The 13,062-nt window shown below is 66.2% G+C and carries 13 protein-coding genes; 8 read left to right on the forward strand and 5 right to left on the reverse strand.

The features are described from left to right. Positions 1-168 precede the first annotated feature (168 nt). Entirely contained in the window at positions 169-1,098 is a 930-nt protein-coding gene (gene xrtV / locus AADI75_RS00395) for an exosortase V (RefSeq protein WP_341207084.1), read from the forward strand. Next, complete coding sequence (gene epsI, locus AADI75_RS00400) at positions 1,082-1,786, forward strand: exosortase-associated protein EpsI, V-type (protein WP_341207085.1); 705 nt, start codon at positions 1,082-1,084, stop codon at positions 1,784-1,786. The genes xrtV and epsI overlap by 17 nt, the downstream gene beginning before the upstream one ends. A gap of 12 nt (positions 1,787-1,798) precedes the next feature. Here the strand turns inward: epsI and AADI75_RS00405 are convergent, their stop codons facing one another. Next, positions 1,799-2,047, reverse strand: a complete 249-nt coding sequence (locus AADI75_RS00405; RefSeq protein WP_341207086.1) for an XrtV sorting system accessory protein — start codon at positions 2,045-2,047, stop codon at positions 1,799-1,801. Between the two features lie 94 nt (positions 2,048-2,141). On the opposite strand from AADI75_RS00405, the gene AADI75_RS00410 reads away from it, so the two are divergent. Beyond that, positions 2,142-2,993 (forward strand): SurA N-terminal domain-containing protein, encoded by an 852-nt coding sequence (locus AADI75_RS00410; RefSeq protein WP_341207087.1) that lies wholly within the window; start codon positions 2,142-2,144, stop codon positions 2,991-2,993. Between the two features lie 99 nt (positions 2,994-3,092). Beyond that, complete coding sequence (locus tag AADI75_RS00415) at positions 3,093-4,175, forward strand: DUF5694 domain-containing protein (RefSeq protein ID WP_341207088.1); 1,083 nt, start codon at positions 3,093-3,095, stop codon at positions 4,173-4,175. 37 nt (positions 4,176-4,212) lie between these two features. Here the strand turns inward: AADI75_RS00415 and AADI75_RS00420 are convergent, their stop codons facing one another. Genes AADI75_RS00420 through AADI75_RS00435 form a run of 4 tightly spaced genes read right to left on the reverse strand, consistent with a single transcriptional unit; the run spans position 4,213 to position 8,328 of the window. Next, entirely contained in the window at positions 4,213-5,013 is an 801-nt protein-coding gene (locus AADI75_RS00420; RefSeq protein WP_341207089.1) for a CpsD/CapB family tyrosine-protein kinase, read from the reverse strand. After that, on the reverse strand, positions 5,013-6,491 hold the full coding sequence (locus tag AADI75_RS00425; RefSeq protein WP_341207090.1) for a Wzz/FepE/Etk N-terminal domain-containing protein: 1,479 nt from the start codon (positions 6,489-6,491) through the stop codon (positions 5,013-5,015). The genes AADI75_RS00420 and AADI75_RS00425 overlap by 1 nt, the downstream gene beginning before the upstream one ends. Next, positions 6,488-7,717 (reverse strand): hypothetical protein, encoded by a 1,230-nt coding sequence (locus AADI75_RS00430; protein WP_341207091.1) that lies wholly within the window; start codon positions 7,715-7,717, stop codon positions 6,488-6,490. Before AADI75_RS00430 ends, AADI75_RS00425 begins: the two co-directional genes overlap by 4 nt. Beyond that, the gene (locus tag AADI75_RS00435) at positions 7,714-8,328 is read right to left on the reverse strand and encodes a polysaccharide biosynthesis/export family protein (RefSeq protein WP_341207092.1); all 615 of its coding nucleotides are present in this window, start codon (positions 8,326-8,328) and stop codon (positions 7,714-7,716) included. The genes AADI75_RS00430 and AADI75_RS00435 overlap by 4 nt, the downstream gene beginning before the upstream one ends. Positions 8,329-8,511: 183 nt before the next feature. Between AADI75_RS00435 and AADI75_RS00440 the strand changes: the two genes are divergently transcribed. Genes AADI75_RS00440 through AADI75_RS00455 form a run of 4 tightly spaced genes read left to right on the forward strand, consistent with a single transcriptional unit; the run spans position 8,512 to position 12,740 of the window. After that, the gene (locus AADI75_RS00440) at positions 8,512-9,954 is read left to right on the forward strand and encodes a hypothetical protein (protein ID WP_341207093.1); all 1,443 of its coding nucleotides are present in this window, start codon (positions 8,512-8,514) and stop codon (positions 9,952-9,954) included. Positions 9,955-9,995: 41 nt separating this feature from the next. After that, positions 9,996-11,435: an undecaprenyl-phosphate glucose phosphotransferase gene (locus AADI75_RS00445; RefSeq protein WP_341207094.1), complete on the forward strand. Its 1,440-nt coding sequence runs from the start codon at positions 9,996-9,998 to the stop codon at positions 11,433-11,435. Positions 11,436-11,445: 10 nt separating this feature from the next. Beyond that, complete coding sequence (locus AADI75_RS00450; RefSeq protein WP_341207095.1) at positions 11,446-12,204, forward strand: WecB/TagA/CpsF family glycosyltransferase; 759 nt, start codon at positions 11,446-11,448, stop codon at positions 12,202-12,204. Beyond that, the gene (locus AADI75_RS00455) at positions 12,201-12,740 is read left to right on the forward strand and encodes a hypothetical protein (RefSeq protein WP_341207096.1); all 540 of its coding nucleotides are present in this window, start codon (positions 12,201-12,203) and stop codon (positions 12,738-12,740) included. Before AADI75_RS00450 ends, AADI75_RS00455 begins: the two co-directional genes overlap by 4 nt. Positions 12,741-13,062 lie beyond the last annotated feature (322 nt).

Consider the following 13,062-nt stretch of genomic DNA (forward strand, 5'->3'; position numbering starts at 1 on the left):
GCCACGCCGACAGTTTACCGGTCCTTGAGAAACGGCGCGACATAGCGGCGCGTCCCGGGGCGGGATGTCGGGTCGGTTGCAGCGGGGGGGCGGAATGTCTACAAGGTCGAGGCCGGAAGGGGCGCCGGTGCCAGCCAGGATTGTGCCCGCGCGTCGGAAGCAGACAAGGTGAATAACGAAGCCGTCGGAACATGGGAGGCTGCGGACCGCAAGCCGGCACCGCGCCGCGCAGCGACGTTGCGCTGGCCGTCGCTCTCTTGGGGGGCGTGGCTGCTGATCGCGGGGATGATCGCGCTCGGCATTCCGACCATGCTCACCGTCGCACGCGTCAGCTGGTCGACCGAACAGGGCGGGCATGGTCCGCTGGTGCTGGCGACCGGCCTTTGGCTGATGTGGCGTGAGGTGCCGAGGGTGATGCGGTTGCGCACGCCGGGCAACGTGCTGTTGGGCGGCGCCTTCGTCGCCCTGTGCCTGCTTGCGTATCTGGTCGCGCACATCACCGGGATCATCGAGATCGAGGGCTTCGCCTTCTATGGCGCGCTGCTGGGGGCGGGGTATCTGCTTTTTGGCGGGCCGGTGCTGCGCGAATTGTGGTTCCCGCTGCTCTATCTCGGCTTCATCTTCCCCCCGCCCGATCAGGCGGTGGCGATCATCACGCAGCCGATCAAGATCGCGATCTCCGAACAGGCGGTGAACCTGCTGCATGCGCTGGGTTACCCGATCGGCAGCTCGGGCGTGTCGATCCAGATCGCGCAATATGACCTGCTGGTCGCCGCGGCGTGCGCCGGGCTGAACTCGATCATCAGCCTGACCGCGATCTGCCTTTTCTATATCTATGTCCGGCATCACGCCAACTGGCGCTACAGCGTGCTGTTGATGCTGACGATCATCCCGATCGCGGTGTTCGCCAATTTCGTCCGGGTGATCCTGCTGATCCTGATCACCTATTATTTCGGTGATGCCGCCGCGCAGGGGTTTGCGCACGATTTCGCCGGCCTGGTGATGTTCCTGATCTCGGTTCTGACGATCTTCGCGCTGGACGGGTTGGCGGCACCGCTGCGGCGCGCCTTGGGGGACGGCCATGACGACGACTATTGAGCGTTCCGGCGACGATCGCGCGCTCAACCGGCGGCAGGCGATCCTCGGCGGCGCTTTCCTGCTGACCGCGGGCACCGCGGTGGCGCGCGTGCCGAGCCACAACATCGACCTGCTGGGTGCTCGCAAGCTCGACAAGCTGATCCCGCAGAAGATCGGGCAGTGGGAGTTCTACTCCAAGAGCGGGCTGGTCGTGCCGCCGGCGGATCAGCTGAAGGACGCGCTCTATTCGCAGCTGTTGACGCGGGTCTATGTCGCGCCGGACGCGTTACCGATCATGTTGCTGATGGCGCAGAGCGGCGGGCAAACCGGGGTGCTGCAGGTGCATCGCCCCGAATATTGCTACCCCGCCAGTGGCTTCACGCTGATGGGGCGCAGTGTGCTGCCGGTGCCGTTGCCGGGCAGCCGGCTGGAGGCGACGGCGATCACCGCCGCTGCAGACGACCGGACCGAGCAACTGCTGTATTGGACGCGTGTCGGCGAGGATATGCCGCTGACCTGGGCGCGGCAGCGCTGGTCGGTGGCGCGCGCCAATCTGAAGGGTGATATCCCGGACGCGGTGCTGGTGCGCGTGTCCGCGCTGACCCCGGATCGCGAAGCCGGCATGGCGACGCTGACCCGATTCGTGCAGGAAATGTTCGCCGCGGTGCCGAGCGACGTGCGGCGCTTCCTGGACATCGACGCGCGCTGAGCGCGCGGCGAATCAGGAGCGGCGCGGCAGCTCGATCGGCTTCAGCACCAGCAGGATGAAGGCGAGGTTGGCGACGATCAACACGCCGGCCAGCAGGTCATGTCCTTCATTACCCAAGTAATTGGCCAAAGCGCACATCGCGGCGCCGGCGAGATAGGCAATCATCGAATCCTGATGATCGTCTGCCATCGAACGCTGTAGAAACAGCACGACGAGTCCGGCGAAGATAGCCAGCGTCACCCAATCGTAGACCGTTTCCATAGTAGGTTCCCAATTACCGCCACGAGGCACTACAGGATTTGTTCGGCCGGTGCTAGTAACGGCACTGTGTCGAAATGACCCTGGGGGAATTCAGATGTTGAAGCGTGGTGCATTGCTGGCCGTGACCGCCCTGTCGCTGGCCACCGCGGCATGTGATCGCAAGCCGACCGGACAGAGCGTCGCGGTGGTGAACGGCGAAGAGATTTCGGCCGGCGAGTTGAACGGCGAGTTGCAGCTCGCCAATGTGCCGCCGAACGCGGACCAGAAACTGGCGCGCCAGCAGCTCCTGCAGGGCCTGATCGACCGTCGCCTGCTGGCGCAGGCTGCGCGCAAGAACGGCGTCGACAAGTCACCGGAATTCCTGAGCCGCCAGCGTCGCCTGACCGACGAGTTGCTGATCGCGATGAACGCCGAACGGCAGGCGGGCAGCAAGAAGCTGCCGGACCAGGCGGCTATCGACGCGTTCATCGCGCAGAACCCATATCAGTTCGGGCAGCGGCAGATCCTGTCGCTGCAGCAGATCGCGATCGACGCGCCGTCCGATCCCAAGTCGCTGGCGCCGCTCGCCGATGCCCATTCGCTCGACGCCGTGGCGGCGGTGCTGACGCGGCTCAAGATCCCGTTCACCCGCACCAGCGGTCGTCTCGATACCGCAACCGTTCCGCCCGAGGCGCTGAAGCGCATCTTCGCGCTGCCCGCGACCGAGCCGTTCGTGTTGCCGGCCAATGGCAAGCTCTATGCGAACATCATCGTGGGCCGCGAGCCGGTGCAGATGTCGCAGGACGATATGCGCAAGGCCGCGATGGGAGCGCTGCGTCAGCAGAACGCGCGCGAGGGGCTGGCCGCCGACGTAAAGCAACTGCGGTCGACCGCGAAGATCGAATATCAGCCGGGCTATGCACCGGTTGCGAACGCGACGCCGGCGGCGGGCGCCGCGAAGAAGTAACGTCGATCGACAGGGCCGGCGGTGTCGCCGGCCTTGTCTTCGCCGCTTGTCGCAACGCGTATGATCTGCATAATACACCCCCGTTGAACGGGGGATGAGATGCGGATCGGCGAGACATTGATGCGCGGCGTGGCGACGTTGGTGGCGAGCGGCCTCTCGGTGGCAGCGACAGCACAGGATTACGTACCGAGCTTTCGGCCCGATCGGCTGAAGGGACCGCCGCCGGGTCCGCCCAATCAGGTGCTGGTGCTCGGCGGCCCGCACCTTTCCTCGTTCAAGACGCTGCAACGCGATGCACTGGCGCCGTTGCTCGACCGGCTGGCAGCATGGAAGCCCGATGTGATCGCGACCGAGGACCTGTCGGGATTATTGTGCGATTCGATGCGGCGCTATCCCTCGCGGTACGCCGACAGCGCCGCGACATATTGCCCCGATCCCTCGGCAGCGGGCACCGCGCTGGGACTCGACGTGCCCGCAGCGAACGCGGCGGTGGCGCAAATGCTGGCGACCTGGCCGACGGCGCCGAGCGCGGCGCAGCGGCGGCGGTTGGCGGCGTTGTTCCTTGCCGCGGGGGAGCCGGCGTCGGCGCTGGTGCAATGGCGGCGGTTGCCGGAAGCGGAGCGTCGCGCTGGCGACGGACTCGACGCTGCGATGCTGGCCGAACTCGCGCGACGCTGGAGTCGCCCGGGGGAAACAGAATGGGTGGGAGTTGCGCTGGCGGTGCGGCTGGGACTCGAACGGGTCTATGGCGTCGACGATCACACCGCCGATGCGCCAAGCCCCCCCGGCTATGAAGACGTCATCATGCGGGTCTGGGACAATGCCGCGATGCACGAGCGGGAGGCGTTCACGAAGCCGCTGGATGCGGGCGTGGCGCGACCGGGCGGGGTGCTGGCGATGTACCGCGCGTACAACTCGCCCCGCGCGCAGGAGCTTGCTTATCGCAGCGATTTCGGCGTGACGTTCCTGGAGCCGTCACCGCAGCGCTTCGGGCGTGGGTATCTTGGCTATTGGGAAACGCGCAACCTGCGGATGGTCGCGAATATCCGCGACGTGCTCGGTCAGCATCCGGGCGTCCGGCTGCTGGCGATCGTCGGGGCGTCGCACAAGGGCTATTATGAAGCCTACCTCAACCAGATGCATGACGTGCGGCTGGTGGATGCCGCAAAGGTGCTGCGGTGAGCAGGGCGGGGTGCCGCGACGGCACCCGCCCACCGCCTCACTTGTTGTAATAGTCGCTGTAACCGGCGCCGTAGCCATAGCCGTAATTGTCGGTCAGCAACCCGCCGTCGAAGCGGTTGAGCACGACGCCCGCGCAGGGCGCCTGATCGAGCACGTGCAGCGCGTCCTGGATCTGCTTGCGCGTGGTGCGGCCTTCCTCGACGATCAGGATGAACGCGTCGAGCTTGGTCGTTACGATCGTCGCGTCGTCGTTGGCGAACACCGGCGGCAGGTCGCACAGGAAGATGCTGTGCGTCGGGCGCGCGCGCATTGCGGCGACCATCGCGTCCATCCGCGGCGACGACAGCAATTCCGCCGAGCGGGCCGGGGCGTTGTCGGTCGGCAGGATCACCAGCCGCTCCCCCTCGGGATGCACCGCCAGATCGCCGAGCGACGGAACCGTGCCTTCGAGGAAGTCGCGCATCCCGCGCTCGACGGTCAGACCGAAATTGGTCGCGATCGAGCCGCGGCGCAGGTCGAGGTCGACCAGCGTCGTGTCGATCCCCGGGGTGCGCGACAGCGCCGCCGACAGGTTGGTCGCGACGAACGACTTGCCGACCGCCGGAGTTGCCGAGACGATCCCGAACAATCGCCAGCCCTTGTTCCGGTGCAGCTTGAGCAGCCGCGAGCGGAGCATGTTGAACGGGCGCGAGCGGACGTCGCGGCTGTCGAAGCCGTAGATGCCGCGCTGCTTCGCCTCGGCCTGCGTCCAGGCGAATTGCCGCGCCTCCTGCAAGGTGGGGAGCGGCGCCTCGGGGCGCAGGTCACTGGCGATCTTGGTCATGGCACTCTCGGTCATCACAGCGCCCCCTGCGGCTCGGCGTCGGGGCGACGCCGCCGACGCAGTGTCGGCAATCGGAAGAAGCGGCGGCGCGGCTTCTTGCCGGGTGGCAGATCGGGGACGAAGGTCGGCACCAGCGCCAGCGGCTCCAGCCCAAGGCCCTGGATTTGCCCGACGCCGCGGATCGGGCGCAGCAGGAACTCCAGCGCCAGTGCGAGAACGAGGCCGAGCGCTAGGCCGCCGCCGATCCCGCCGCCGATCAACAGCAGGCGATTCGGCGACACCGGCTTGTCCGGCGCCGAGGGCGGATCGATGACCGACAGGCGCTCACCCTTCTGCTCCTGCGCCATCCGCGCCGAATTCTGCGCGCGCAGCACGTTGCCGGAAACCTCGCGCAGCTGGTCGCGTAGCGTCGAGGCGCGCGATTCGAGTTGCGACACCTCTTCCTGCAACACCGGCGCACGCGATTGCGCCGCCATGCCGGCCGCGGCACGAGCCTCGTCGGAGGCGCGATATTGCTGGAGCTGCGCGATCTGAGCGTTGTTCGCCTGAATCTGGCTCTGGATCAGCGAATTGTCGGAGCCGCCGTTCTGCGAGGCGGCAATATCCTTGGCCTGTTGCAGCCGCGACTTGGCGCGCACCACGTCCGGATGGCTCTCCGCGAAAACGGCGCGCGCCGCGACCAGCGCCGCTTCGGCCTGCTGCACCAGCGGGTCCTTGCCGCCGCTGCGCTGGACCTGCGCCATCAACTGCCGGTTCTCGCTCTGCAACTGAGCGATCTGCGCGCTGTAGTTGCCGGTGTTGGCGGGCATCACCACCCCGCCGCTGGCCAGCGTGCTGCCGTTGCGGGCCTTGATCGACGTGATCTGGCCTTCGATGCGATTGATCTCGTCGGTCAGCTTGCGCGACTGATCCTGGAGGAAATCGACGGTGTTGTTCGCCTGTGCCGCCATCGTCGTGGCGTCGATCTCCAGGAAGCGGCTGACAAAGCTCTGCATCACCGCCTGCGCCTTGGCAGGATCGGAATAATCGTAGCTCATGTTGAAGGCGATGGTGTTGGTGCCACCGCCCTGCGCGCCGCCGTTGCCGATGTCGCCACTCACCGCGCCGAGCTTCGTCGCTTCCTGCATCTCCGTCACGATCGAGGACAGCGGCTTCGAGCGGCGCTCCTTCTCGTAAAGGTTGTTCTGCTCGATCAGCTCGATCAGATCGCCACGGCTCAGCACCTGTTCACGGATCTTGGCGATCCGCTGGTCGATGATCGTGTTGATCGGCGACGTGACCAGCGCGGAGGGAAGCTCCTGCGACTCGACCAGCAGCGTCGCGCTGGACCGATAGATGCGTGGCAGCATGAATGCCGTCACGATCCCAGCGACCGACAGAAGCACGAATGGCACGATCACGAGCCATTTGCGCTCCCACAGGATGCGCGGGATGTAATTAATGAAGCCGCCGCCGCCGGCGGGCTGGTCTTCGGTATCTACGCTGTCACTCACCGGATGTCGCCCAATCTGGTTCGCAGGAATAGCCGGAAGGTCACATCGTGCGGGACGCCGAAGCCGGTGGCATCAGCCTGCCGGTATGCAACCGACGCGCCCGCAAAGAGCCGCCGCGTCAGCCCGCGCTCGTAGGTGGCCTGACCGCTGAGGAACGACGTGCGCGGCGCCTGCAAGGTGGTGTTGGACGTGGTCGTCAGCCGCGAATATTCCGCCGAGGCGCGCACGAAGTCGAATTCGCCGAGTTGGTACGAATAGTCGAACGACGCCCCGAGCCGCCGCGACACGTCGCCAAGCCCGGTCGGCTGCGCATCGCTATAGGCGCGCAGGCACTGCACCGAGCGCCCGCCGTTGCGGCAGCCGTTGAACGTGCCCGAGAAGCCGGTGGTGGTGAAGGTGCCGCGCGGCGTCGTCGACGACACGAACACCACGCCCGCACCGAACGAGAGATTCACCAACTGGCTTGCCTGATAGGTCACCGTCGCTTGCGGCGAATAGGTGTGCCCGGAATAGCTCGGATTGTCGTAGTCGATCCACGATCCCGAGCCCTGCGCGCCCACGCTGAGCCGCTCCGACAGCGATCGGCTGTAGCCGATCGTGGCGCCCGTGGTCCGCGACGAGAGCAACACGCCGTTGCGCCCGTTGCCGCCATAGCTGATGCGGTTGACGCTGACCTGCCCGTTGATCGTGTCGCGCGTGCTGAGGCGATAGTCGCCGCCGACCGCGGCCGAGATCGCGTTCTGACGCTGGTTCAGCCCGATCAGCGTGATGTCCGGTGTGCTGAGATCCGGGCCGGGGACCAGGTTCGGATCGACGACTCCGACGATCCCCAACCCGTTTTGTCCGATGATCGAACTGTCGAAGGAGACGTCCGCCCGCAGATTGAGCCGCGCGCTCATCGCGCGTCGCGCCAGGGCGCTGAAGCCATAGGCTTCGGCGGAATTGTAGCGGGTCAGATAGTCGCTGCGGCGATAGCGGGCGACCAGCGACGCCTGACTCCGCTCGTCCACGAAATTGAGTTGCGGGACGACCGACAGCTCGGTCGATACCGAACTGTCGCTGCCGCCGCGCACCAGGAACGGATTGGTCGAATATGCGGCACCGGCCGACACGTCGACCGCGAAGCGCGTTTCCTGCGCGGCCAGCGGCGTCATCGGCAGCGTTACGGCCGCGGCAGCCAGCAGCAACGCGGCGGCGCCGCGTGCAGCGCTCTTACCCGCGATCACGGAACGATGACCGTATCGCCGCCGCGCACCAGCGGCAGCGTCTCGTTGGTCACGTCGGCGACCTGACCCTTGAGGATGTCGCTGAGCCGGACGCGGATCGCCTGCGCCCCCGTCGGCGTCTTGCGAATGATGACCACGTTGCCGAGCTGCGCGAACTCGGCCGGGCCGCCAGCGAAGCTCAGCGCTTCCAGCACATTGACGTAGCGGCCGGGGTTGAACGACCCGGGGCTGCGTACCTTGCCGAGCACCGAGAATTGCAGCCCGGCCGGCGTCTTCACCGACACCGTCACTTGCGGCACTGCGGTGCGGTATTGCGACTCCAGCCCCTTGGTGATGCGCGCCTCGATCTCACTGGGTAGGGCATTCAGGGCGTCGACCTTGCCGACCAGCGGGAAAGAGAAGGTGCCATCGGGCAGCACGCGCTCGGTACGCTGAAGGCGTTCCTCGCCCCAGACGAAGATCTCCAGCTCGTCGCCCGGGTTGATGCGGTACGGGACCAGCGTGTTCGGCGTGGCGGCGGCGCGCGTCTGCGCGGCGGCCGGCTGCTGCGCCAATGCCGGCGGGGCCTGAAGCAGCATTAACGCTAGGCCGCAGAAAAGCTTGGTCTTCATGTCGTTCCCCCATGCCGATGTGCGGGCGCCCGCGACGCTGCCCTGCACCCGGCCGCTTCCATCGTTTGCCAGCCCGTCCCTTATCGGGTAAAGCGCCGAACGTCAGGTGCCTTACAGCATTTTCCTTACGAAGTACGTACGAGATTGTTGGGGATGGGCAGCATTCTTGTGCGGGGGGCAACGGTGAAGCGGACCCCGAAACGGCGGGCGGCAGGACGGCGGTTCGCCGTAGCAGCAGCGGCGGTGCTGATGCTGTTGTCGGCTTGCCGCTCACGCGAGGAACGCGCCGCCAAGTTCGCCGCCGTCTACGAGGCCGCGATGGCCAATAACGATCCCGTTATGGCACGGCTGGCGATGCAGCAGGCAGTCGGCTTCGACGATTCGAATGCCGATTACTGGCAGCAGCTCGGCAGCGTCGAGCTGGCGCTGGGCGATTTTTCGGGGGCGTTCAACGCCTATCTGCGCGCGAACGAGCTGGATCACAGCCGCCCGGCGGTGTTGCAGGCGTTGGCCGATCTGGCGGTGGTCGGCGGCCACACCGAGGATGCGCAGCGTTATGCCAAGCAGGTGTTGCAGCTGCGCCCCGACGATCTCGCGCCGCAGACCACGCTGGGCTTCGTAGCGCTGCGCAACCGCGATTACGATACGGCGCTCAAGCATGCCGATACGGTGCTGGCGTCCCGTGTCGACGATTCCAATGCCACGATCCTGAAGGCGCGCGCGCTGGCTGGATTGGGGAAGCCCGACGATGCGATGACGCTGTTGCGCGATTTCGTCACGGGACACCCGAGCGACGCGACCGTGCTCGACGCGCTGGGCGACATGGCCGGGCGCTTTGGCAATCTGGCCGGGCAGAAGGAAGCGCAGAGCCGCGAGCTGGAGATGCGGCCCAAGGATGTCGCGCTGCGGATCGCCTACGCACGAACGCTCTATAGGCTGGGCGAGCGTGAGGCGGCGCACAATCTTACCGCGCCGCTGGCGAGCAGCGGGGAACATGACGGGCGGCTGATCGACATTCTGGAATTGTGGCTGCGTTTCGAACCGCGCGACGCGGCGGTGGCGCAAGTGCGACAGCTGGCGGCGCAGGCGTCGACCGCGGACAAGATGCGCTACGCCTATTTCCTGATGCTGGCCGGGCAGCCCGCGGAGGCCGAGGCGTTGGTCGCGCCGCTGGTGTCGCTGCCGGTGACCGCCGCCAATGCCGCGCCGCTCGCGCTGCTGGCGCAGACGCAGGCGCGACAGGGGCGCGACGCCGAGGCGCTCAAGCTGCTGGACGCGGTGCTCGCCTTCGACGAGGGCAATATCCTGGCGCTGCGCGCACGTACCGACCTCTATCTACGGACCGGGCGCGGGCGACAGGCGGTGTTCGACGCGCAGCGGCTGGTCGCCAGCAAGCCGCGCTCGGCCGATGACCGCGTGCGACTGGCGCGTGCCTATGCGCTGGCGGGGCAACCGCAATTGGCCGAGAACACGTATCGCGCGGGCATTCAGGCGATTGGCGGGGCCGACCCGTTGTTGTTCGGTGGCCTACGCGACTTCCTGGTCAAGGCCGGGCGTTCGGACGAACTTGCGGACGTGCAGCAGCAATTTGTTGAGCAAAAACGGCTAGCGCGGGCGCAATGGTAGCGCGGGGCGGCGGCGACCCGGTCGAATCAGGGCGGGAACAATTGACGGGTTCGCGAACGGTGCAGGGCAGGCGTTTCACGTCGAACGTCATTCCGTCGATGGTGGTGACGGTCGACCTGCTGTGTCTTGTCGTCAGCGCGCCGATCGCGGTGGTCCTCTATACGCTGGTCTTTCAGCAGACGGTGGTGCCGGGGGTGCATACCGCCGCGGGCTTCATCGCCGGCGTCGCCTTTTTCCTGATCCGCCAGTCGCGCGGCGTCTACAGCCAGTCGTTCGTCATCCTGCAATCCGGCGATACCGCGGTGGCGGTCGACTATCTGATGTCGGCGCTGCTCAGCAGTGCGATCGTCTGGCAATTCGGGCTGGTCGACGAATTCTCGCGCGGGTTGACGCTCGCTTATGTGGGTTCGGTCACCGGGTTGCTGTTCGTCAGTCGCTTCGTCCTGCGTGCCGCGCTGCGGCGGCTGGCCGATAGTGGACGCATCCGCCAGCGCGTCGTGCTGTATGGTGCGGACAAGCGGACGCTGGCGCGCACCTGCCGGATGCTCGACCTGCAGGCATTGCCGCAATTGCTGCTCGTCGGGGTGGCGGACGACTATACGCGATCGGCCGAACCCGAAGCGGTCGAAGAGCTGCCGTTCATCGGCGGCTTTCCCGAGCTGCTGTCGATGGCACGCGACGGCGAGGTCGATCAGGTGCTGATCTCGCTGTCCGACATGACGCGCGAGCGGATCGATGCGATCATCGAGAAACTGAGCGAGGTCGCGGTCGACGTGTCGCTGATCCCGCGCGAGGCGATCGCGCTCGCGCCCGATTACCGCGTCAATTTCGTCGGGCAGATCCCGGTTCTGACGCTGTGGCAGCGCCAGATGCGCGACGGGAACACGATCGTGAAGGACGTCGAGGACTTCGTCGTCGCGACCCTGGCGCTGATTTTCTTGTCGCCGTTGCTGCTGGTGACCGCGATTGCGATCAAGCTGACCAGCCGCGGCCCGGTGATCTTCAAACAGCCACGCTTCGGGTTCAACAACCGCGAGATTCTCGTCTGGAAATTCCGGTCGATGTACACCGACCGTCAGGACGTGAGCGGGGCGGCGCGCACCACCAAGGGCGATCCGCGCGTCACCCCCGTCGGGCGGCTGATCCGCAAGCTGAGTATCGACGAATTGCCGCAGCTCTGGAACGTGTTGCGCGGCGAGATGTCGATCGTCGGCCCGCGCCCGCATGCTACGCACATGAAGGTCGGCGACCATTATTACTTCGACGCGGTGCGCGGTTACGCGGCGCGGCACCGGGTGAAGCCGGGGATCACCGGGCTGGCGCAGGTGCGCGGGCTGCGCGGCGAGATCCAGACGATCGACCGCGCCAAACGCCGCGTCGAGCTGGACCGTTACTATATCGACAATTGGTCGCTGATGCTCGACCTGCGCATCATGGTGGAGACGGTCGTCAATCTGGCGTTCGACAAGAATGCCTATTGATCTCGCCGCGATGGCGCGTCGCACGTTCATCGGGATCGGCTTCGACCCGCTTGATACCGATGCGGCGGTCGACTGGCTGACACAGATGACGGCGGAAACGCCGTTCCGTTACGTCGTCACCCCCAATGTCGACCATATCGTGCGGCTGGAGGCGCTGGGCGAGGCGGACCCGGTCGGCGCCGAATTGTGGCGCGCCTATCGCGGCGCGGCGCTGGTGCTGTGCGACAGCCGGGTGCTGGCACGGCTGGCGCGCTTCTATGGCATCACGCTGCCGTTGGCACCGGGCAGCGACCTGACCGTACGGTTGTTCGCGGAGGTCGCGCAGAGCGGCGACCGGATCGCGATCATCGGCGGCGACGCGGCGCTGCTGCAGGCGTTGCAGGCGCGCTTCGTGACGCTCGATTTCGTCCAGCACATTCCGCCGATGGGCATGCTCCGCGATCCGGCCGCGCTCGACGCCGCGGCGGCGTTCGGCCGCGACTCGGGCGCGCGCTTCGTGCTGCTGGCGGTGGGGTCGCCGCAGCAGGAACTGCTCGCCGCCCGAATCGCCGCCAGCGGCGGTGCGCGCGGATGTGGGCTGTGCATCGGCGCCTCGCTCGACTTCATCGTGGGACGGCAGCGGCGTGCGCCGCGCGTGGTGCAGCGGCTCGGGCTGGAGTGGGCGCATCGACTAGCGTCGCAGCCGGGGCGGTTGTGGCGGCGGTATCTGGTCGACGGCCCGCGCATCTTCCGACTCGCGCACCATCATCATCGCGGCGGGCGGCGTTGATCGACGGCTGGACCCCGGGGATCGGCGATCCGACCTGGGGCGGCTGGGTGACGGTGGTGTTTTACCTCGTCGCTGCATGCGTCTGCGCGTCGAACGCACGTCGCACCAACCGCAATGGTGCACGCTTCTGGACTATTCTGGCGCTGTCGATGCTCGCGCTGGGGATCAACAAGCAGCTCGACCTGCAGTCGCTGTTCACGGCCGTGATGCGCGACAATGCCGTTCATTATGGCTGGTTCGGCAAGCGACGCGAGCTTCAGCTGGCGTTCGTCAGCGTCATTGCTGGCCTTGGCCTGGTGCTGGCGATCCTCTCGGCATTCTACCTTCGCACGCTGCAACGCAACATTCGGGCTGCCATGGTAGGCCTATACTTGATCTCTACTTATGTCATCATCCGTGCGGCTTCGTTTCATCATATCGACCGCCTCATCGACGGCGAAATACTTCGCGGACGATGGAGCTCCATGATCGAGCTCGGCGGCATTGCGGTCGTTTTGATCGGCGCGCTGGACGTCCAACGGCCCAGCAATAATTAACCAGATTCGACGGGCAAGCGCCGAAATCGGGGGGTGGCTGACGAATTTTCGAGGTTGCTCAATGTCGTTTGCTCCACTTGTCCCAAATCTGGACAGGGTCGGTAATGTTGCGACGCAAACAAATGGAGTAAAAGCAGGTTTATCGGGTCGTACCGCAGGGTGACGCATCTCAGGCAGTGCAAAAAGAGCACGGCCTGAGGAACGCGGGGTCCCGGTAAAAATGCGATGGTTTTCGTACCGTTAAGGTGCGATACATCGAATCACTAGGTGGCCGATCGAAAACGGTCACCATCGCCATGAACGGCGGGTCGCGTGAGTGGTA

It is taken from the genome of uncultured Sphingomonas sp. (assembly GCF_964021865.1).
Taxonomy (GTDB): Bacteria; Pseudomonadota; Alphaproteobacteria; order Sphingomonadales; family Sphingomonadaceae; genus Sphingomonas.